The sequence below is a fragment of the Anaerotruncus sp. AF02-27 genome (assembly GCF_003465835.1).
Lineage (GTDB): Bacteria > Bacillota > Clostridia > Oscillospirales > Ruminococcaceae > Anaerotruncus > Anaerotruncus rubiinfantis.
This window is the reverse complement of the sequence record NZ_QSBX01000017.1, coordinates 46,319-66,446: the sequence shown is the minus strand read 5'-3', so window position 1 is coordinate 66,446 and position 20,128 is coordinate 46,319. Positions and strand designations below refer to the sequence as shown.

Genomic DNA, 20,128 nt, shown 5'->3' with positions numbered 1-20,128 from the left:
AAGCTTATGTCCTATAAACAAAAATTTTACCTCAAAAAAGAAAGGACTGCACTGATATGAAAAAGAGAATCGTTGCCTTGTTGTTAAGTGGATTGACTCTCGCATTACTTGTTGCGTGCGGAAACAACAATCAGCCCGCGGCCAGTGACAGTACAGCCAGCAGCCCCGAAACAGCGGGTAGTGAAGAAGTGTATGAGCTGTCTCTGGGCCATATCCAAAATCCTGGACATGACCTGTATATTGCAATCGAAAATTTTGCCAAGGCAATGGAAGAACAGTCAAATGGAAAAGTAAAGATCACTGTTTATCCTAGCAGCCAATTGGGTACTGAACGGGAAATGATTGAGCAGTGCATCATGGGAACTCTGGATATCACTCACAGCGATCCTGCAGGGTGGTCTACCGGACTTAGCCTGCCTGAAGTAGGCGTATTTGGGCTTCCGTTTCTCTATGATGGACTGGAGTCTCAAAAAGCGCTAATCGAAGAGGTGGCGCTGGAAGAACTTCAGAATCGTATGATTCCGAAAGGAGTACATCCATTCTTGATTTATTCCAACGGTATCCGTCACACCATCTGTAAAACCAAACCGATCAATACGATGGAGGATCTGTCTGGTCTGAAGATGCGCTGCCCCGAAAATCCTCTGTTTGTTGACACTTGGAATCTTTTGAAATGCCAATCTGTTACCATGCCTTGGGGGGAAGTTTATACGGGCCTTTCTCAAGGGGTTGCGGATGCGGCCGAAGCTGACGCTGTCGGTATTGTGAATACGAACCTGCAGGAAGTGGGCAAGTATTATTCCCGCACAGCACACATGGGCGGCTTGTTTATCATCTCCATGAATGTGGACAAGTGGAACAGCCTTCCTGCGGATATCCAGCAGCTGTTCGTCAAAGTGGCTACCGAAAGTTCGGAAATGCAGATCAAGAATCGCAAAACCTCCGATGATGCGGCCGAAAAGGCCATTGCTGATGCGGGTGTGCAGATCAACGACGTCAGCGCCGAAGAGCGCCAAAAGATGCGTGAAGCAGTCCAGCCTATGTATGATGAATATATCGAACAGTACAATATGGAAGATCTTGTCAAACGTATGATGGAGGTTGTTGGATAACTGAAGTTACAACGTTCTCCTTCCTTCGTTGTGTAGGCCGAAAATGTTTTCGGTCTACACAACAATTTTCACAAGGATCATCAGGAGGAATGTTATGAAAAATTTTGAAAAAATCGATAGAGGATTTGAGACGGTACAGACCATGATCAGTATGATATTTTTTATCATCATGCTGTTTCTGGGCGCCGTGCAAGTAATTGGGCGGTACGCGTTCAGCGCTTCTCCGCCTTGGTGTGAGGAACTGATCCGTTTTTCCTGTATTTGGATGGTGTTCATTGGCTCTGGGCTGACCATTCGGGATGACGCCCACGTATCGGTAGATATCCTGCTTGGCTTTATGAAGAACAACAAGGCTCGTTGTTGGCTGTATGTTATTTCCCGATTAACTGCCGTTGTCTTTCTGATTCTATTTTTCCCGGCTTCCATTGATCTGATAGTTAGATCTGGATCTTCGCGAGCCGCTGCGCTTCCGCTTCCTTATACTTATGTCTATTTGGCAATCCCGGTAGGTATTGTAAGTATGCTGCTTTCTTATGTCAGCGCAATCCCCAAATATTCCATCAAATATAAGAAAGGAGAGCTGTAGGATGCTTGTATTTGCAGCGGTTAGTCTTTTGCTCTTCCTTGTAATTGGAGTTCCGGTTAGTTTTGCAATTGGCCTTTCGGGAGTCCTGGCGCTGATGTTTTGCAGCGATGTACCAATCCTGATGGCGGTACAACAAATGGTTCGAGGGATGAATTCCTTTCCAATGATGGCAGGTCCTTTTTTTATTCTTGCAGGTGAAATCTTGGGCGGTGCCAGATTGTCAGAACGGATCATTAATTTTGCCAGATCCCTTGTATCATGGGCAAGAGGTGGTTTGGGATATGTGTGTGTCGTTGCAAACATGATTTTTGCCGGTATTTCAGGTTCCGGCGCCGCCACCATGAGCGCAATCGGTTCTCTTACTGTTCCAGAGCTGGATAAGGCAGGCTATGAACGGCCATTTGTTGCCGCGCTGATTGCGGGTTCCGGTTCCTTAGGCCCCATTATTCCTCCCAGCGTGAATATGATTGTCTATGGTTCATTGACTGGGTATTCCATTGGTAAACTGTTTATCGGCGGCCTTGGCCCCGGAATCCTGATTGGTTTATTTTTGATGGTTTTCTGTTATTTTTATGCACGCAAAAAAAATATTGATCCGCCTGCCGCCCGCTTTGACTGGCGGGCTTTGTGGAAGAGTTTCAAAGACGCCTTCTTTGCATTGGTTACTCCGCTGATCATCATCGGGGGCGTGATCACCGGCATTTTCACTGCGACAGAAGCCGGTATCATCGCATGTTTATATGGCCTTATCTGCGGTTTCTTTTTCTATAAAACACTGACGATCAAGGATATGGTTCCCATTTTCAGACGTGCGATTTCCTCTTCTGCCATGCTGATTGTGTTGATGGGTATTGCCAATATCTATTCTTACATTTTTGCAAAGGAAGCTGTGGGAGACAGCATCAAGGAATTCCTTTTGGGCGTGTCCAGCGATCCGACGGTGATCGTTCTGCTCGTTATCGGTATTATGCTGGTAATTGGCTGCTTCATGGAAACAGTGGCCGCGATGGTTGTTATTCTTCCCGTCATTTATCCCATCGTTATGAGTTTGGGCGTAGACCCGCTTGTATTCGGCGTGCTGTTCTCCATCTCCACCGTGGTAGGAGGGCTAACCCCGCCTGTGGGGCTGTATCTTTTCCTCTCCATGAATATGACCAAAGCTCCCTTCAAGAGCGTCATTCGTTATATGTATCCGGTTGTGGGAATTGTGCTGCTGGTTATGATTTTGATTCTCATATTCCCGGCAATCGCGACATTCATGCCGGATTTGCTCATGGGATAGTATTTTGTGTCCACATCTGATTGATTTCGAGGAGGAAATTATTATAATGCTAGATTCACGAACTCGTGCATTTGGTTCTGCCATGACCTATATCCAAGGACCAGGGGAATTGGACAAGATTGAAGAATATAGCCGTGTCTATACCAATCGCGTTTTTTTCTTAATTGATGGTTTTCTGTTTCCGACTCTTAAAGAGCGTATTGAAAATATTTTTAGCAAAAGCGATTCCGTATGTATCTGTGAAGCCTGCAGAGGCGAGTGCTGTTATAGCGAAATTAACCGGATTACAGAACTGGTCAAGGAACATAAGGCTGGCTTGATTGTTGGCGCCGGAGGAGGCAAGACCATCGACATTGCCAAAATGGTGGCGAATTCGCTTTTCTTTCCCTACTTCATTGTTCCCACTTCTGCGGCTACGGATGCGCCGGTCAGCGGTTTGGCAGTAGTGTATACGGACACCGGAGAGCATCTGGAAGCCGTTATGCTCAAGCGCAGCGCCGACATCGTCTTAATGGACTCAAACCTGATTGCTGGAGCTCCAATCAGACTGTTCCGGGCGGGAATGGCAGATGCGTTGGCCACATGGTTTGAAGCTCAGGCGCGCGAACGATCCGAGTCTCCGAACAATATCGGAAAAGGGTATCTTCGCTGTAAAGCAGGTATGGCGATTGCTCGCCTATCCTATGATTTGCTTATGGAGGATGGCCTGCGTGCACTTAGAGACTTGGAGATAGGCGCTGTTACCGATGCGGTGGAAAACATCATCGAAACCAATACGCTGTTGAGTGGTCTTGGGTTCCAGAACACCGGTTGCAGCGTGGCACATGCAATTCATGCCGGCCTCGCGGAGCTCCCGGAGACCCATTCCTACCTACATGGCGAAAAGGTAGCTTTTGGCATCGTCTGTGGGTTTGCTTTTGAAAATACACCCATGGATATTGTTGATAAGGTGATGCAATTCATGGTGGAAGCTGGTATCCCTGTGACGCTTTCAGACCTTGGCGTAGAGGCGACCCCGGAAAATATCTTTAAAATCGCAGATAAGGTTGTTAATCGTAACAGGACAATTTATGCAGAGCCGCTGGTCATTAATATCGACACTGTTTCTGCGGCCATTATTTCTGCCAACGCGCTGGGTGAGCGCTATAAGGCGCGTTTTAAGAACAAATAAATTTGGTCAGGCGGTGTTGCTGTTTGAATATTTTGGTATTACTCAAACAAGTGCAAAAATCGGAAGAAGTTCGGCTCAAGGAGGATTTTTCCATTGACCGTTCCAGAGGTAAGCAAGAACTGAACCCGGCAGACAAAAGCGCTTTGCTGGCAGCTTCCGAACTGAGGCAGAAACTTGGAGGCCAAATTACTTGTATCACCATGGGGCCGGAATCTGCAAAGGCAGTATTATATGAGGGCGCAATGTATGGAGCGGACCGCCTGATCCATATTTGCGACCCTGCCTTTGCAGGCTCCGACACTTTAGCAACATCGAGAATTCTTGCAAGGGCAATTGAGCGAGTGGGCCTCCCGGATATCATTTTGTGTGGAAGGCGTACAATTGATGGGGAAACCGGACAGGTCGGGCCCCAGCTTGCTGCCCGCTTACATTATTCCTGCATCAGCAATGTCACATCTGTCGAAAAAGCAGAAGTGAGTTCGATCCATATTCGTCGCCTGTTAGAAGACCGGATACATACCCTATCAGGGAGGCTGCCGCTTGTCCTGTGTATGTGTGAAAGCAATATCTTAAGTCAGTTGCCAACATTAAAGCAGATCCGTATGGCCTCCTCGATTGTTATCGAGCGTATCAGCAACCAGGAGCTCAAGCTTTCCTCCAAGGAATATGGGAAAGGCGGTTCCCCAACACAAGTTAGATCTGTCCAAACACGGATGCAGGGCCTTAGAAATACGCGATTTATATCAAACTTAGAGGATATGACGGTGCAGATATGCCATCGTATCCAAAAGCAAGAGGAGGAGGAGACGTGAAAGGTGAATATTGGGTGTGTGCCGGTTCGGAGTCCGCTTCCGCGCTGGGATTGCTCTCATTCCTTCGTTCATCGTTATCTGCGTCTGATGCTACGGTCGCTGTGATTTCGTCAGATTCTCAGACGGAAGCGCTTTTTGCCGCGGGAGCGCACAAGCTATATGCGGTGCCCGATGCTTCCGAAGAACGCCTCGTATGGGATGTTGTTGACTTGTGCCGGAAACACTTGCCGGTTGTCCTTTTGTTCCCCGCCACCATTCGGCTGCGTCAGGCCGCGTCTCAGATTTCGGCCATACTTGAATGTGGGTTATGTGCAGACTGCACAGGGCTTTCTCTGCAGGACGACGGACAATTGCTCATGATCCGCCCGGCCTATGGCGAACATTTGATTGCTGAGATTTTGTGCAAGCACACACACCTTCAAATGGCTACTGTTCGCCCGGGAATTTTTCTTCCTTCGTTTTGTTATTCGCGGTACGGCGAAATCGTTTCTACCTGTTCACGATCTGAAAAAACCTTTGAAGGCCTGATTACACTTCTGGAGGAAACTTCTCTGCATCAGGAGCCGCTGTCCGATTCCCGGCTTATTATAGCGGGTGGCAAGGGGATCGGCAGTCAAGGATTTTCAAAATTGCGGCAGCTTGTCTCGTTGACAGGTGCCTCTCTCGGTGCTAGTCGGGCGGCCGTGAACGCCGGTTATGCACCTTACTGCTATCAAGTCGGGTTGACCGGGACGATTGTGCACCCTAAGACTTATATTGCGTTCGGAATCTCCGGCGCGGTTCAGCATCTAGCTGGGATGAATGCGTCAGGTTATGTTATTGCGGTCAACACCGACCCCAAAGCGCCCATCTTCGACTATGCAGACCTTTCTTTTGTGGGATCATGGGAGCCTCTGGTAGACGCGCTAATCCAGCATTTTTCAGCTAAGCAGTTCAGTTGAATCCACATGAGCTTGCAGAGTTGCATTGTACGGTACTTCCTGAAAAAGTCGGAATGAAACCGTCCTTATGAACCTGAGGATAAAACATCGATAGACAGAGCAGAAGGAGGATATGGGAGAAAAGATCACTTAAGTGGCCAAGGTATTGGACATGGAAAAGCGCCATTACCCTATAGGTAGTGGTGACCGGTCATTTGGCTTATCAATAAAAAGTCTGTCAAGTGAAAGGCGCCACGTTGCTTGTAGGGCGGAGCAAGAATCCGGGCCTGTGTGCGTTTAATATACCATTAACCTTTCAGCTACTGATACCTAATTTTTAATTCGTATAGTAGGGGGAATTAATATGAAGCCTAGAATCGGAATTACAATGGGTGATCCCGCAGGAATTGGAGCGGAGATCACTGTAAAAGCGCTCGCGCATGAGGAAATTTATGGACAGTGCATTCCTATTGTTATTGGAGACTATGTTCCATTAAGGGAAGCCATTGATTTTTGTGGATTAAAACTCAATTTGCGGGAGATACAGTCCGCTGAAGAAGCCCAGGGGAATTTTGGGACAATCGACTACATAAATTTGGATCTGTTGACTCCGGGAAGCTTCACCTATAAAAATGTACAGAAGTTGTGTGGAGAAGCATCTTTTCAGTATATCGTCAAGGGGATTCAGATGGCCATGGACCGCAAAATTCAGGCGGTTGTCACGGGTCCGATCAACAAGGAATCGATCAATCTGGCCGATCACCATTACAGTGGCCACACGGAGATCTTTGCCGATTATACCCATACTCCAGATTATGCGATGCTGTTGATCGGTCAAAACCTCAAGGTCATTCATGTGACAACACATTGTTCGATGCGGGACGCATGCGATTACATTAAACACGACCGCGTGCTGTCTGTGATCAAATTGGCGGATGAAGGGATGCGCCTTTTGGGAAATGGGAACCCCAAAATCGCGGTCGCGGGACTGAACGCGCACAGCTCTGAAAACGGCCTGTTCGGCTGGGAGGAAGAAAAAGAGATTATCCCGGCGATCGAGGATGCCCGGAAGATGGGAATTTGTGTGGATGGGCCGGTTCCGCCAGACACGGTATTTGTGAAATGTGCGGCGGGGCAATACGATATTGTAGTCGCTATGTATCATGACCAGGGACACATTCCTTTGAAGCTAAGCGGATTTAAACTGGATTTGGAAACCAACCGCTATTCCTCTCTCAGTGGTGTAAACTGTACGATTGGGCTGCCGATCATCCGTTCTTCTGTAGATCATGGTACCGCTTATGGGAAAGCCGGCGAGGGCCGTGCCAATGAAGAAAGTATGATGGACGCCATTCAAACCGGAATCATTATGGCAAAAAACAAATTTGATTTGTAAGGGATGAAGGATATGAATCAAAAAACAATGTGTGGAGTTTTGAAAGAAAGTCCGGCTCCCGGTGCAGTTTACCGCACCGACCTGCCGGTTCCCAAAGTAGGTCCCAATGACATTCTGGTCAAGATTCGTGCAGTTGCTATCTGTGGCACGGATCTACATATTATGGAATGGAACGCTTATGCATCCGAACGCGTACCGGCCCCAATGGTATTCGGGCATGAATTTTCTGGCGATATTGTTGAGGTTGGCTCAAATGTAACTGAGTTCAAGGTGGGTGATCGGATTGCGGCCGAGACGCATATCCCTTGCAACCACTGCCAGCAATGCGTAACCGGTCACCGTCATATTTGCGAAAATATGAAGATCATCGGCGTGCATGTACCTGGCGCGTTTGCTGAGTACATCTCTATTCCGCAGGATTGCGCCTATAAAATAGCCGACAGCGTCAGCTATAAAATGGGAGCGATGCTGGAGCCCATGGGCGTCGGCGTTCATGGTGTTTCTGTTGCTGATGTGGAAGACAAAAATGTTGTGATTTTTGGTTGTGGTCCGATTGGCCTAATGGCGATTGGTGCGGCTAAGGTTTGGGGTGCGAAAAAGATTGTTGCCGTTGACGTATTTGACGACAAGTTGGAAATTGCCAAAAAAATGGGCGCGGCTGTCTGCGTAAACTCCAAGTTCCAAGTAGCCACGGAAATCATTCCAAAGGCATTTGACGGTGCATATGCCGATGTTGTGATCGATTATACAGGCGCAAATTCGGCCATTTTACAGGGACTTGCCTCTGTTAAAAAGGGTGGGAAAATGGTTCTGGTGGGATTGACAAATAAAGAATTAAGTCTCGATTTGTCAAATCAGATCATTTATAAGGAGCTGACGATCGTTGGCGTAACAGGCCGGCTGATGTATCAAACCTGGAAAGAGTGTGAAGAAATTCTGGAATCTGACGACTTTCATTTAGACGCCGTGGTAGGCGGTATTTATCCGCTGGAATCATTTCAGTCCGCTTTTGATGACATTCAGGCTGGAAAGCCCGGAAAAATGATTTTAGTACCTAGGACATCACAAGATATTGAATGAGCATGCAAAAATGGTACGGTTTTTAATTCTTGCAGATGATTTCACAGGAGCAATGGACACCGGCGTTCAGTTTTCGAAAAAGGGGTTTCGGACTTGGGTAACCGCCGAGCGCTTCCCGGATTTCAAATATCTGTTTTCTAAATATGACGTTTTGTCCATGGATTTGGAAACGCGGCATTTGACAAAAGAGGAAGCATATGCGGTTGTATATCGGACTGCTTTGGCTGCCTACAAGGCAGGGGTTCGTCATTTTTATAAAAAAACGGACTCCGCTTTGCGTGGGAACATTGGAGCTGAATTATCCGCACTGCTAGATGCATCCAAAATGGATGTGCTGCACTTTGCTCCTGCTTTTCCTCAAAATGGACGTATCACAAAAAATGGGCTCCAGTATGTAAATGGGACACTTTTAGAAAACAGCGTTTTCGCAAAAGACCCCTTTGAGCCAATAAAATTCAGTAGTGTGTCAGATATCATTTTCCAACAAAGCAAAACACCTGTAATCCAGATTTCAGCCGATGGGAATTGGGGGAGCACAGATGTTTCTCCTACTCCTAAAATAGTTGTCTATGATGCCAGTACGGATGCTGATTTGGATAAAATTGGAGGTCGTGTCTTTAAGGAAGATGAGACGTGTGTTTTATCCGGATGCGCCGGATTTGCAGATGCTTTGTGCAGAATACTTCCCGATCAGATCAAACATCCCTTCTGTAGAAGCCCGGAAGAAACCGTGTTATTAGTGGCGGGAAGTGTAAATCAAATTACGATTGACCAAATGCAATATGCCAAAGAGATAGGTTATGCATCATTTACTCTAACACCAGCACAAAAATACTCCTCAGATTTTGTACAAGGCGGAGAATGTGAAAGGTTAGCAAAGCAGATTGCAAATACGATTAAAAAACACAAACGTGTGTTGATCGAGTCAGTCAGCGAAAGAAGCCAGTTGAATGTGGCGGATGCCTGCCAGAGAGACGGCTTTTTCATAAAAAAAATGCGGGGGCTTGTCTGCAAAAATATCAGTGAGTTGGTTGTCATGGTTTTCAAGCAGGTCAAGCTTGGAAGCCTGGCTGTATTCGGTGGTGATTCTCTTTACGAGACCATGAAACGGCTCGGAAGCAAAGGAATAGAACCACAGATGGAGTTGTCTTCTGGTGTGGTGGTGTCTATGTCGCAAGTAAATGATCAGCCGTTTTGTGTGATATCGAAGTCTGGAGGACTTGGTACCTTAGAGCTCGCGGAACAAATCGATCGATTTATGGCAGAATCTAGGGATGCAAATTATTTCCAATAACGGAAAAAGTATTTTCAGACAGCCGCGCTGCACACGATTTTTGTCACAGAATGAATGTTTGGCGTTTTTGAAGCTGATTTTCTATTGTCATTACAGAATAATGCTATAAAAAGAAGTGCATCAAAAGAGCGGAAGATGCGGTGCCTCCCCACAATCGTACATTTTAAATCAGGTGGAGAGCGACATAAAAACAGGGGTGAGAAAATGACTCTCGCCCCTGTTTTTATATCGCGATATCCTCCAGTTCCAATTGGAACTGGAGGAATTTTTTGTATGTCAGATTCCATGATTTGTGGCATACTGTTTCGTTAGATGTTAAGTATTTTTGCTATTAATCTAACCTTGATTCTAGTCTCTCAACTCAAAAAACGAAAACCTTGCGAATCGGCTAGATAAGCCAATTTACAAGGTTTTCGTTCTGTGGTGGACACACTGCCACGAAATCCGAACCTAAAGCGGCTTCTATTTCCGCAAAAGAAATTGTCTCGGTGCCGTCCCTGTAATTGTAGGTAAAAACAATCTTATCTTCAAACAGATAGATGGAGTTTACAAAGGTGTCGATAATGCGCCGCCGATAGTCTTTGCTGTCCGCGTCCCCATACTTAAACTGCCGCATATAGCAGACCATCTGCTCTTTGGTGTATTTGGGCCGCTGCAACTCGGCTTCCAAAATGCTGACTTGTAAACTCTCCTTGCGGGCTTCCAACTCGTCCAGCCGCTTTTTTGTGGTTGAGGTCAATAATCCTTGTTGGATAGCGTCAACCAGATTTTCAAGCCCCTTTTCCGTGTCTGCAAGCTGCTGGCGTAGAGACGGGAGCAATAAATCTTCCTTGTCCTGCAATAAAACGAGTTTGTCCGCAATCCTGTCGATTTCTTCATCCCTCAATACCCGGTTGACCGTCCAGCGCACCACCACTTCTTCAATCCAGTCTTTCTTGGCCGCTTTTTTCTTGCAGCCTTTCCGCCGCTTTGCAGCCCCGCATTTATAATAAAAATGGGTTTTCCCGGTGTGGCTGGAGCCGCTTTCGCCTACCATCATCCGCCCGCAATCGCCGCAAAACAGCTTGGTTGTAAGCAAGAAATCTTCCTCTGTCTTTGTCCGAGCCGGGGCGCGTTTGTTCTTTTCCATTCTTGCCTGTACTCTGAAAAACAGTTCTTCGGGGACGATTGCGGGAACTCCCCCCGGAATAACGACATCTTGATATTGATACTCGCCTATGTATTTTCGGTTTTTTAACAGGGCATTGAAACTACCGATAGAAAAGGGCTTATTCCTTTTGCTGCGTAACTGCCGCCCGTTTAAATCCTCTATGATAGACCGTATTGTTTCGCCCTCGGCATACCGTTTGAAAATCTCAACGACAATAGGGGCGGTGGAGGGGTCAACAACCAGCTTTTGTTCTGCGCCGAGCAGATACCCCAAAGGAATGCCGCCGCCGTTGTTGCGCCCTTTCAAAGCGTTCTCGTGCTGTCCCCGGTGAATCTTTTCGGAAAGTTCAGCGGGATAGTATTCCGCATACCCCTCCAGCATAGATTCCAAAATAATCCCCTCTGGCCCGTCTGAAATGTTTTCCCGCGCCGAAACGACTTTCACGCCATTTTTTCTGAGAATGGCTTTATAGTGGGCGCTGTCGTAACGGTTGCGGGCGAATCTGTCCAACTTCCACACCAGAACGATTTCAAACAGTCCCTTGGCGCTGTCCTTTATCATCCGTTGAAAATCGGGGCGGTTGTCGGTCTTGGCGGACAAGGCTCGATCAATGTAAACGCCTAATATCGTTATCCCGTTGCGCTGCGCATACTCTTTGCATTCCCTGATCTGCCCCTCTATGCTTTCTTCCCTCTGGCTTGCGTCGGAATATCTCGCGTAAATAATGCCGTTCATCTTCGTTCCTCCTCCATCAGTCGAAATAGGGCCGCTTTCAATTTCTCATTGACAGGGGATTTCGGGTCAAAGCACATTTCGATAAACTCCCGCATTTCGGTGTTCTGCGCGGCTTTCTCCTGTAAAAGCTGCGGCTGGTAGTTGTAAAGTTTGCCTTGCGGCTGGTCTGTCCTGCAATAGATATAGTCCATAGATACATCAAAGTAATCCGCGTACCGCAAGAATACTTCCGGGCCGGGCGTTGATTGCCCGGTTTCATACCGGTTAATGCTGGATTGCTGCGTCCCTAAAATCTCCGCCAATTTGACTTGGGACAGCTTGACGCCCTCCCGCAAATCCTTTAGACGCTTCCCAATCTCTTTCATAGCTACACCACCTCTTTCATTCTTTACAGGTACAGATTATCATATATAAGCATATTAGTCAACATCAAATAAACATATTTAATTGGGGGAGCAAGCCCACATTGGGGGCTTGCTCCCCTTGGCTGGTTGCCAACAAAAGCCGGGGGCCTTGTCAATGGCGGGCATTTATGCCCGTTTATCTTGACCATTGACAAGGCCCCCGGTTTTTGTTATTTCCTAACCTTTAGATGAATCCTTAGTATTATCTAGTTCGATTTTTGTGTGTTCCTGTTCGTATTTTTCAATATACAATTTACATAGGTGTTCCAGTAAATTGCTTAAACTTCGTGTTTCCCGTTTGGCAATATAGCGCATTTTCTCTAAATATTCATCCTCAATATTAAATGTAAAAGGTGTTTTGTTCGTCGGCATATTCGCTCCTCCTTTATATGCAACAGTAAAATAACAGTTAAATATAGCATATCAAGCAATTTTCGAATGGTATACAGAAACGGTTTAATAACTGTTATTTAACTGTTGCATATATTAGCGTTTAGATGTATACTAGACTTAGCGAAAAGACGGGTGATGGTCGTGTCATTAGAGGGGTGAAATTAATATGCTGAGAGATATACCATATAGCGTACTCAAGCAGGATGCGCGCGCATATGACATTATGCTGCTGCGCGATCAATACGGGAACACATTTTCCGCCATAGCGAGGGACTATGAAATATCGGCGGCAAGGGTGACGCAAATATACAATCATTTGAAAGTCAAGCAAATACGCTTATACATCAACCATATTGCGATTGTTTCAGGGCATAGCGGCACATCCCAGATCAGAAAAGTTTTTAATGCTGCATATGAATGCTATCAAGACTTACCCTATGCCTGTGCATATCTGGAAAAGAAATACAGGGATATTCTAATTGAGTACAGAGGTAGGGAACCGGGTATGCCGCAAGAGTTCATCAAGGGTATGCCCCCATTCAAACCGAGATTGCGTGAAGAAGTGGTCGCCCGGGTTATTGAAATGCGGGAGGTTGAAAAAGCGTCCTTTGTTGCAATCGCAAGGGAATTGCGTATGACACAAGCAAAAGCAAGGCATACATATGATATGTTCTACCATAGGCAGGTTTTGGAACTCATCAAGGCTTTGCAAGATCAGGCAAAAAGCAAAGAAGAAAAGGACGCCATTTGGGAGCAATATTTCAGAGGGAACAGAACTCCCAAAATGCGTTATGATATGCTGACAAGTAGATCAATCCCTACCGCGGACAAACAGGACGACAGTTAATATTTCGTCACAAAAAGTTCATTTGACATCGGGCAATATTTGGCTTACAATAAAGGCACAAAGATTGATTGGGCCCCTTAAAGGGGTAAAAGATGATTGAGCGCCTAGAGCGAATGGAAGCCGTTATGCGGCTGGCAGATGTTTTGCAGAAATGCAGGAACGGAATGATATTCCGTCAGGAGAGCAGCAGGAACACAAAAAGGGAGTAGTGTGCCCTTTTGGGGATAAAAATTGAACAGGCGCAGTTTTCAGACTGCAAAAACAGGAGTACAGCTAGAATCTAGCGGTACTCCTGTTGTATTTAGTAGGAGAAACGGGGCTTGCTGCCGGGGGGATATTTATGTAAATATCCACTTTCGGCAATTCCGCAAAGGAGGGATGTCATATGCCGACACTTTTTTCCCGGCATATTTCCGCGCTTACCCGGCGCTCCCCATCCCTCCGGCGGCAGGCCCTATAACTCTATCCTATAAATTGTTAAGGCTGGCTATTTGGTGAACCGTTTGCCAAATAAGCCTCAATATAACGAAGATTACAAAACATTTTCAGAAATTGTAACGCAATATATGAGAGAAAAGGGAATTACACAAGCGGCGCTTGCTCAAAAAAGCAAATTATCCAAAACCACCATCAGTCGGATTTGCAGGGATAGCAATGACAAAGGCTCTACTTATCAAGCTGATAGTGCCGGGCTTGTAATGGCTGTTTCTGTCGGGTTGGGGCTGTCTGTAAAAGAGAAAGATATGTTAATGCTCGCCGCATTTCCAGAACAGGCGTTTTGGAATGATATTTTAGAAAACCATATGGATATTGATGACGCGAATGCTCTGCTGTATGAACAGGGCTATCCTTTACTGGGAAACAATAACGAGGAATAAAACCAGAGCCGCCTTGCATTCGCAGGGCGGCTTTTTGCGTCTATGCGGCGTTTCTCCAGAGAAACCAATTTACTTTTTTATCCGCTATACTGGAATCAGAACAAGGGCGCGCCGAGTTCACATTTTAAGATGGAGGTACTTCATTATGCGTATTCAAGATTTGCTGATCGACCCGCGCAGCCTGGGCGAAAAGTATTGGCTAGTGGATGTGTCCCCGGCGTATGAGTACAAGGACAACCGGCGAACCGATACCATTACCGGCTATCGCTATTCCATCGCCCTGCCCGAAAAAGGGCTGGAAAAAATCAATGTGAAGATTGACGGGCCGCAGCTTCTGGACGCGCCCGACGGCTTCGCGGAAGTGAAGTTCGACGGCCTTGAAGTGTTTATCTATTGGTCGAACGGACAGCCGCAAGTGGGTGCAAGGGCAACCGGCGTTCAATTGGTGAATACGAAAGCCTAAGACTTGCGCGGCGCTGCCAATGGCCCACCGGGTAAAGGGATTTTTCCTTTGAAAAAGCCCCCCGGTGGGCGGGCGGCAGCGCCGCCCCTGTCATAAGGGCTAGTATTACCCTTATGACAGAATGTAGCAAGTAGCAAAGAAAGGGCGGTCGTATGGCGAACAATTCACAAGCCCGCAAGTGGGCACTGGTGATTAACAATCCGCAGGAATGCGGGTTAGATCACGACGCGATAACGGCGATTTTGCAGCGGTTTTCCCCGGACTATTTCTGTATGGCCGACGAGATCGCCACGACGGGAACCTATCACACGCACGTTTTTCTTTATTCCCCCTCGCCCATCCGTTTTTCCACCATCAAAAACCGATTCCCAACCGCGCATATCGAAAAAGCATACGGGAGTTCGAAAGAAAACAGGGAGTACATTTTGAAAGCGGGGAAATGGGCGGGCACTGAAAAGGCGGAAACAGCGGTGGAAAACAGTTTCTTGGAGATGGGGCGGCTCCCCGCCGAGAAAGAGGAAAAAGCCCCGCAAATGTGCCGGCTGCTGAATAGCCTGCGGGACGGGAAAACCACAACCGAAATCATAGACGAAACGCCAAACTTGGCCTTTCGTGTCCGGGACATTGACACGCTGCGTCAAACGCTGCTGGCGGAACGGTACGCCGCCGAAAACCGCGTTTTGGAGGTCTGCTATCTCTGCGGCGCAACCGGGACGGGCAAGACAAGGGGCATTTATGAGCGGCACAATCCCCGCGACATTTACCGGGTGACAAACTACCGGGCAGGGCGCGGGATCTCTTTTGACGGATATGCCGGTCAAGATGTGCTTGTATTCGAGGAGTTCTATTCCCAAATACCCATAGAGGATATGCTGAACTTCTTGGATATTTACCCGCTGTCCCTCCCCGCCCGGTACAGTGATAAGGTGGCCTGTTATACAAAAGTCTACATCACATCAAACCTGTCCTTGGGAAAGCAGTACCGGGAGGCCCAGTGGAACCGGCCCGAAACGTGGCGGGCGTTTCTGCGCCGTATTCACTGGCTGATAAAGTACCGGGAGGACGGGACGATAGAGAAAATTAAACTAAACAAGATTGGAGGTCGAACAGATGAACCAAAATGACAAATTTCAGATAGAACGGGAAACCGTCAACCATCATTGGGCACTGCGGTTGAAAATGGGCTGCAAGGCCATTTGTGAAGATAAAAGAAAAAGGGCTGTTGTATTGATTTATTCGCTGGTGGCGCTGCTGCTCCTGCTCGTGCAGCCCTGGCTTTTCATCTGGCGGGGTAACGACGTTTTTTCCGTCATACAGCGGGCGGGCATGGGACAGCTTTTCCCCGTTGCCGCTGTCGCGGGGCTGTTCGGCCTTGTGGTGCTCTTTGGTACGCCCATTGGGTGGAAGTCCATACAAAACGACTTGCGGCGTGTGGGGCTTGTGAACCACGCGGGGGAGGCCCCCTATCCGGTGGCAACCTGGCGGGACAAGGAGAATCCCCGCGTTACTGTGATGGAGTTTGAAACCTGCGGGGTTCCCCGATCGGAGTGGGAGGATAAGCGGGAGAAACTGGAAGCGGCCTTAAACGTCCACGTTGCGAAGATTGCGGAGGGAGACGACAAGCGGCGGGTGCTGCTCTTTACCGCGCCGGTGGGCTGCGCGCTTCCCGCCGTCCTGCACTGGCAGGAACAGTATTTGAGTTACCGGGATTTTGAATTGGTGTTGGGAGAAAGTATCTTGGGGCCGGTGACGGTCAACCTCACACAAATCCCCCATATCCTGTTGGGCGGCTCCACTGGTTCCGGGAAAAGCGTCCTGTTGAAGCTGCTGTTAATGCAGAGCGTCAAGAAAAATGCGGCGGTCTGCGTTGCGGATTTCAAAGGCGGGGTGGACTTCCCCGGCGCGTGGCAAAGGAAATGCCGAATGATTTTTGACAAGGCGGATTTACTGGACTTCCTGACCGGCCTTGTGGAAGAACTGGAACGGCGAAAAGAGACTTTCCGGGCGGCTGGCTGCGCCAATATCGGGGAGTACAACGGGCGCGGCGCGGTGGCCTATGAGCGCATGATCTTCGCCTGTGACGAGGTGGCGGAACTGCTGGACAAGAACGGGCTTGGCAAAGAGGACAAAGATCAGGTTTCCAGAATTGAAAGCAAGCTGTCTGTGATTGCCCGGCAAGGGCGGGCGTTTGGTATTCATCTGATCTTAGCAACGCAGCGTCCTGACGCGACAATCTTGACCGGGCAGATTCGGAACAACATTGATTGCCGGGTCTGCGGACGGGCTGACAGCGTACTGTCACAAATCATTCTTGACAGCAGTGCCGCCGCCGACAGAATCCCTAAGGACGCACAGGGCCGATTTCTTATGCACGATGGGACAATCTTTCAAGGCTACCTGTTCGACGAGAAGTCGCTATAAGCTAGGGGTGATTTCTACGGTTGACAAAAAGAGTTTAACAAACAGTGGGATGGAAATTCCAGACTATGCAATAGAAAGCCTTGCCCGGTGCTTGCTCCCACATATTCAAAAATTCTACGAAAGCGCGGAGGGCCAAAGGGCTTTTGAACAGTGGGTAGAGAATCAGGGGCAGGTAAAGGAAACATAAAAATGAAACGGGCGGCAGATGCCGCCCGTTTTAGTCTGACAAAAAACTTTTTAAGGCCACGTTGTTAACTCTTTAAGGTATATGGTAGCAAATCTTTGCCTAATTCATATTTTCACCCGATAAAGCTTTTATCTAAAAGGAAACAGTGGCCTGTTCTTCATTGTCTTTCGGAATTCCGCGAACAGGCAAGAATCCGTCAACAGTCTGTTGATCTTTTAAAACAGCTATTGGATTAGCAATACGGGTGCGGGTATGTCTATTTATATTTGCTTCTTCACCGCTATTAGCACCTAAGAAAAATAGCACGAATACGATCAATAAAATTCTTCTCATTATCATCACCCGATAAATATTATTACCATTTATTTGTTGAAATACCCAAACCCGCTGTTCTTTGCTTGTAGATTTACAAATAACTACAATCTGGTAAATTTAGTATGCTCATGCAATCTGGATTGCTTTTTTAACACAGTGAAAATGGGCGGCATCTGCCGCCCATTTTCTATACTGCTATATCTTCCAGAGAAACAATAAATCCGAACCCGTTTCCGATTGGAATTAGGTTCGGATTATATTGATTTGGTGGAGACGAAGGGGATCGAACCCTCTACCTCTTGAATGCCATTCAAGCGCTCTCCCAGGTGAGCTACGCCCCCAGATATGGTGATCCATCGGAGATTCGAACTCCGGACACCCTGATTAAAAGTCAGGTGCTCTGCCGGCTGAGCTAATGGATCATTCTGCGCAGTCAGAACAGAAGCACTCTGTACGACGCTAGATTATTATAGCAAACAGAGGAGGGCTTGTCAACTATTTTGCCAGAATTTTTTACAGAAAACTGATTTGACAAATCCCGACAGAAAAACCCTAGTGACAAAAATTATAAAAAGGGGTAAAATGAGAACATATATTCGGCTTGACGGGAGATGAGCTGTATGGCAAATGCGCAGCAGGACATCCGTGCACTGCGCGGTGTAGGCGAGCAGCGCGCACAAACGCTGCAAAAGCTTGGCGTCAGGACTGTTGGAGACCTGTTGATGCATTACCCGCGCGGGTATATCGACCTGTCCAAACCCTGTGAAATCGCTGCCGCACCGCTTGAGACGCCATGCTCGGTGCTGGCGACAGTGATCAAAAAACACGGAGAGGCGCGTCTGCGCGGAGGGCTCAAGCTCTATAAGATCACAGTCGCGGATGATTCCGGATCGATGACGCTTATTTTTTATAATGCCAAATTTACTGTTGACGCGTTGGAATATGATGTTCCATATCTTTTTTACGGAAGGGTCGAAGGCAACCTTCTGCGCCGTACAATGAATGCGCCTCAGGTTTATCCGGCGCGGGCGGACCGCCCCTATCTTCCGGTTTATCCGCTGACGCAGGGGCTCTCTGCAAAGGTGTTGACCGGATTGGTGGAACAGGCGCTCTCACAGAATCCGCAGCTGCCGGAGGTGCTTCCGAAACCAATCAGGGAACGTTACGGGTTGGATGGCATCATGGAGGCAATTCGGGGAATCCATCTGCCCGCGTGTACAGAAGCTTTGGAACGAGCGAAAAAACGGCTCATCTTCGAAGAACTCTTTACGCTTGCCGTGGGCGTGGGGATGCTGAAAACGCGTGCGCAGACCTGCCGGGCGGCCTCGATGCAGCCGCATTCATTGCAGAAATTTTATGATGCGTTGCCGTTTACCCTGACCGGTGCGCAACAGCGCGCGATCGGCGACCTGACAATGGATATGCAGCGCACAGTCCCGGCAAACCGCCTGGTCCAGGGAGACGTCGGATCGGGAAAGACGATGGTTGCCGCGGCGGGAGCCTATTTTGCATTCCTATCGGGCGCACAGTCAGCCATTATGGCTCCTACCGAACTGTTGGCACGGCAGCATTATGAGGGGCTTTTACCGCTCCTGTCCGGGCTTGGGATGCGGGTCGGACTGCTTACCGGATCGATGCCGCCTGCACAAAAGCGGGAGATGCACGCGAAGCTGGCGGCAGGAGAGATCGACCTCTGTGTCGGGACCCATGCGCTTCTTTCACATGGGGTGGAATTTCAAAATCTTGCACTGGTCGTCACTGATGAACAGCATCGGTTTGGCGTCGCGCAGCGCGCCGCGCTTCAGCAGAAGGGTCGGCATGCGCATACGCTGGTCATGTCAGCCACGCCGATCCCACGCACTTTGGCGCTTATGGTTTATGGGGAACTGGATATCTCGGTGATTGATGAGCTGCCGCCAAACCGCAAACCGATTATGACCTACAAGATCAGCTCAGGAAAGCGCGACAGGGCGTTCAGTTTCATCCGGAAACATCTGGATCAGGGTTTGCAGGCATATATTGTCTGTCCCCTGATTGAAGCGGGTGAGGAGCAGACCGGCATGCAGGCCGCGAGCGATTACGTCCTGTCGCTGGCTTCGGGTGCGTTTTCCGGTTACACGGTGGGGCTTTTGCATGGGAAGATGAAGGCAGCCGATAAAGATCGGACGATGTCCGATTTTAAGGATGGGAAAATCCAGCTTTTGGTTTCCACCACTGTGGTGGAGGTGGGAGTGGACGTGCCGAACGCGGTGATCATGATGGTCGAGAACGCCGAACGCTTTGGCCTGAGCCAGCTGCATCAGCTGCGCGGACGGGTTGGGCGCGGCAGGGCGCAAAGCTACTGCATTTTGCTTTCCGACAGCCGCAGTCCGGATACGCTGGACCGGCTTCAGATGCTCTGCCGCTCGCAGAGCGGTTTCGAGCTGGCCGAATACGACTTGAAAACGCGCGGTCCGGGAAATTTCCTCGGCCAGCAGCAGCATGGCCTGCCGCAGCTGCGTATCGCGGACCTTTCCACCGACGTGCGCCAGGTGGAAGAAGCGCAGGAGGCGGCGCGGATCGTGCTGGCGCAGGATCCAGCACTCGAAGCGCCGGAACACGCCGCGCTCAAAACCGCCGTTGAACGAATGATGGATGCCGTTGGGGACAGGCCCAATTGACGCGGCCTGCCCGGTTCAGCCG

Annotated in this window: 19 protein-coding genes and 2 tRNA genes; 15 read left to right on the top strand and 6 right to left on the bottom strand. The window is 48.5% G+C overall.

From position 1 onward, the window contains the following. Nucleotides 1-56: 56 nt before the first annotated feature. From DWV16_RS12945 to DWV16_RS12905, 9 genes are all read left to right on the top strand, one after another. Complete coding sequence (locus tag DWV16_RS12945; RefSeq protein WP_118479620.1) at nt 57-1,112, top strand: TRAP transporter substrate-binding protein; 1,056 nt, start codon at nt 57-59, stop codon at nt 1,110-1,112. A 94-nt stretch (nt 1,113-1,206) separates the two neighbouring features. Then, the gene (locus DWV16_RS12940) at nt 1,207-1,698 is read left to right on the top strand and encodes a TRAP transporter small permease (RefSeq protein ID WP_066454733.1); all 492 of its coding nucleotides are present in this window, start codon (nt 1,207-1,209) and stop codon (nt 1,696-1,698) included. A gap of 1 nt (nt 1,699) precedes the next feature. After that, nucleotides 1,700-2,980 carry a TRAP transporter large permease gene (locus DWV16_RS12935; RefSeq protein WP_066454739.1) on the top strand — a complete coding sequence of 427 codons (1,281 nt, stop codon included), beginning with the start codon at nt 1,700-1,702 and terminating at the stop codon, nt 2,978-2,980. Nucleotides 2,981-3,026: 46 nt separating this feature from the next. After that, on the top strand, nt 3,027-4,151 hold the full coding sequence (locus DWV16_RS12930) for a glycerol dehydrogenase (protein WP_066454741.1): 1,125 nt from the start codon (nt 3,027-3,029) through the stop codon (nt 4,149-4,151). Nucleotides 4,152-4,174: 23 nt separating this feature from the next. Further along, the gene (locus tag DWV16_RS12925; RefSeq protein WP_158572870.1) at nt 4,175-4,963 is read left to right on the top strand and encodes an electron transfer flavoprotein subunit beta/FixA family protein; all 789 of its coding nucleotides are present in this window, start codon (nt 4,175-4,177) and stop codon (nt 4,961-4,963) included. Beyond that, nucleotides 4,960-5,904, top strand: a complete 945-nt coding sequence (locus DWV16_RS12920) for an electron transfer flavoprotein subunit alpha/FixB family protein (RefSeq protein WP_066454743.1) — start codon at nt 4,960-4,962, stop codon at nt 5,902-5,904. Before DWV16_RS12925 ends, DWV16_RS12920 begins: the two co-directional genes overlap by 4 nt. A 343-nt stretch (nt 5,905-6,247) precedes the next feature. Next, nucleotides 6,248-7,279, top strand: coding sequence for a 4-hydroxythreonine-4-phosphate dehydrogenase PdxA (pdxA, locus tag DWV16_RS12915; RefSeq protein WP_118479616.1), 1,032 nt, complete (start codon nt 6,248-6,250; stop codon nt 7,277-7,279). Between the two features lie 12 nt (nt 7,280-7,291). Next, a complete protein-coding gene (locus tag DWV16_RS12910; RefSeq protein WP_066454749.1) occupies nt 7,292-8,359 on the top strand; it encodes an alcohol dehydrogenase catalytic domain-containing protein in 1,068 nt (355 codons plus the stop codon). Next, a complete protein-coding gene (locus DWV16_RS12905) occupies nt 8,352-9,653 on the top strand; it encodes a four-carbon acid sugar kinase family protein (protein WP_147349467.1) in 1,302 nt (433 codons plus the stop codon). The genes DWV16_RS12910 and DWV16_RS12905 overlap by 8 nt, the downstream gene beginning before the upstream one ends. A 388-nt stretch (nt 9,654-10,041) precedes the next feature. On the opposite strand, the gene DWV16_RS12900 is transcribed toward DWV16_RS12905, so the two are convergent. The 3 genes from DWV16_RS12900 to DWV16_RS12890 all read right to left on the bottom strand — a co-directional run bounded on the left by DWV16_RS12900 (nt 10,042) and on the right by DWV16_RS12890 (nt 12,314). Beyond that, complete coding sequence (locus DWV16_RS12900; protein ID WP_118479612.1) at nt 10,042-11,538, bottom strand: recombinase family protein; 1,497 nt, start codon at nt 11,536-11,538, stop codon at nt 10,042-10,044. Further along, entirely contained in the window at nt 11,535-11,903 is a 369-nt protein-coding gene (locus DWV16_RS12895; protein WP_118479610.1) for a helix-turn-helix domain-containing protein, read from the bottom strand. Before DWV16_RS12895 ends, DWV16_RS12900 begins: the two co-directional genes overlap by 4 nt. A gap of 216 nt (nt 11,904-12,119) precedes the next feature. Continuing rightward, nucleotides 12,120-12,314, bottom strand: coding sequence for a TraY domain-containing protein (locus tag DWV16_RS12890; protein WP_118479608.1), 195 nt, complete (start codon nt 12,312-12,314; stop codon nt 12,120-12,122). A 187-nt stretch (nt 12,315-12,501) separates the two neighbouring features. On the opposite strand from DWV16_RS12890, the gene DWV16_RS12885 reads away from it, so the two are divergent. The 5 genes from DWV16_RS12885 (at nt 12,502) to DWV16_RS12865 (ending at nt 16,944) form a co-directional block, all read left to right on the top strand. Further along, the gene (locus DWV16_RS12885) at nt 12,502-13,182 is read left to right on the top strand and encodes a hypothetical protein (protein ID WP_118479606.1); all 681 of its coding nucleotides are present in this window, start codon (nt 12,502-12,504) and stop codon (nt 13,180-13,182) included. Nucleotides 13,183-13,676: 494 nt separating this feature from the next. Beyond that, complete coding sequence (locus DWV16_RS12880) at nt 13,677-14,060, top strand: helix-turn-helix domain-containing protein (RefSeq protein WP_118479604.1); 384 nt, start codon at nt 13,677-13,679, stop codon at nt 14,058-14,060. Nucleotides 14,061-14,205: 145 nt separating this feature from the next. Further along, complete coding sequence (locus tag DWV16_RS12875) at nt 14,206-14,523, top strand: hypothetical protein (protein WP_118479602.1); 318 nt, start codon at nt 14,206-14,208, stop codon at nt 14,521-14,523. Nucleotides 14,524-14,675: 152 nt separating this feature from the next. After that, nucleotides 14,676-15,647: a viral replication protein gene (locus tag DWV16_RS12870; protein WP_118479600.1), complete on the top strand. Its 972-nt coding sequence runs from the start codon at nt 14,676-14,678 to the stop codon at nt 15,645-15,647. Next, nucleotides 15,634-16,944, top strand: a complete 1,311-nt coding sequence (locus DWV16_RS12865) for an FtsK/SpoIIIE domain-containing protein (protein ID WP_118479598.1) — start codon at nt 15,634-15,636, stop codon at nt 16,942-16,944. The genes DWV16_RS12870 and DWV16_RS12865 overlap by 14 nt, the downstream gene beginning before the upstream one ends. 319 nt (nt 16,945-17,263) lie before the next feature. Here DWV16_RS12865 and DWV16_RS18880 read toward each other — a convergent pair whose 3' ends face one another. The 3 genes from DWV16_RS18880 to DWV16_RS12855 all read right to left on the bottom strand — a co-directional run bounded on the left by DWV16_RS18880 (nt 17,264) and on the right by DWV16_RS12855 (nt 17,868). Continuing rightward, the gene (locus DWV16_RS18880) at nt 17,264-17,464 is read right to left on the bottom strand and encodes a hypothetical protein (protein WP_147349466.1); all 201 of its coding nucleotides are present in this window, start codon (nt 17,462-17,464) and stop codon (nt 17,264-17,266) included. Nucleotides 17,465-17,711: 247 nt separating this feature from the next. Next, nucleotides 17,712-17,787 (bottom strand) — tRNA-Ala (locus DWV16_RS12860). 5 nt (nt 17,788-17,792) lie between these two features. Next, a tRNA-Lys gene (locus tag DWV16_RS12855) sits at nt 17,793-17,868 on the bottom strand. A 198-nt stretch (nt 17,869-18,066) separates the two neighbouring features. On the opposite strand from DWV16_RS12855, the gene recG reads away from it, so the two are divergent. Further along, nucleotides 18,067-20,106 carry an ATP-dependent DNA helicase RecG gene (recG, locus tag DWV16_RS12850; RefSeq protein ID WP_066454753.1) on the top strand — a complete coding sequence of 680 codons (2,040 nt, stop codon included), beginning with the start codon at nt 18,067-18,069 and terminating at the stop codon, nt 20,104-20,106. The last annotated feature ends 22 nt before the right edge of the window (nt 20,107-20,128 follow it).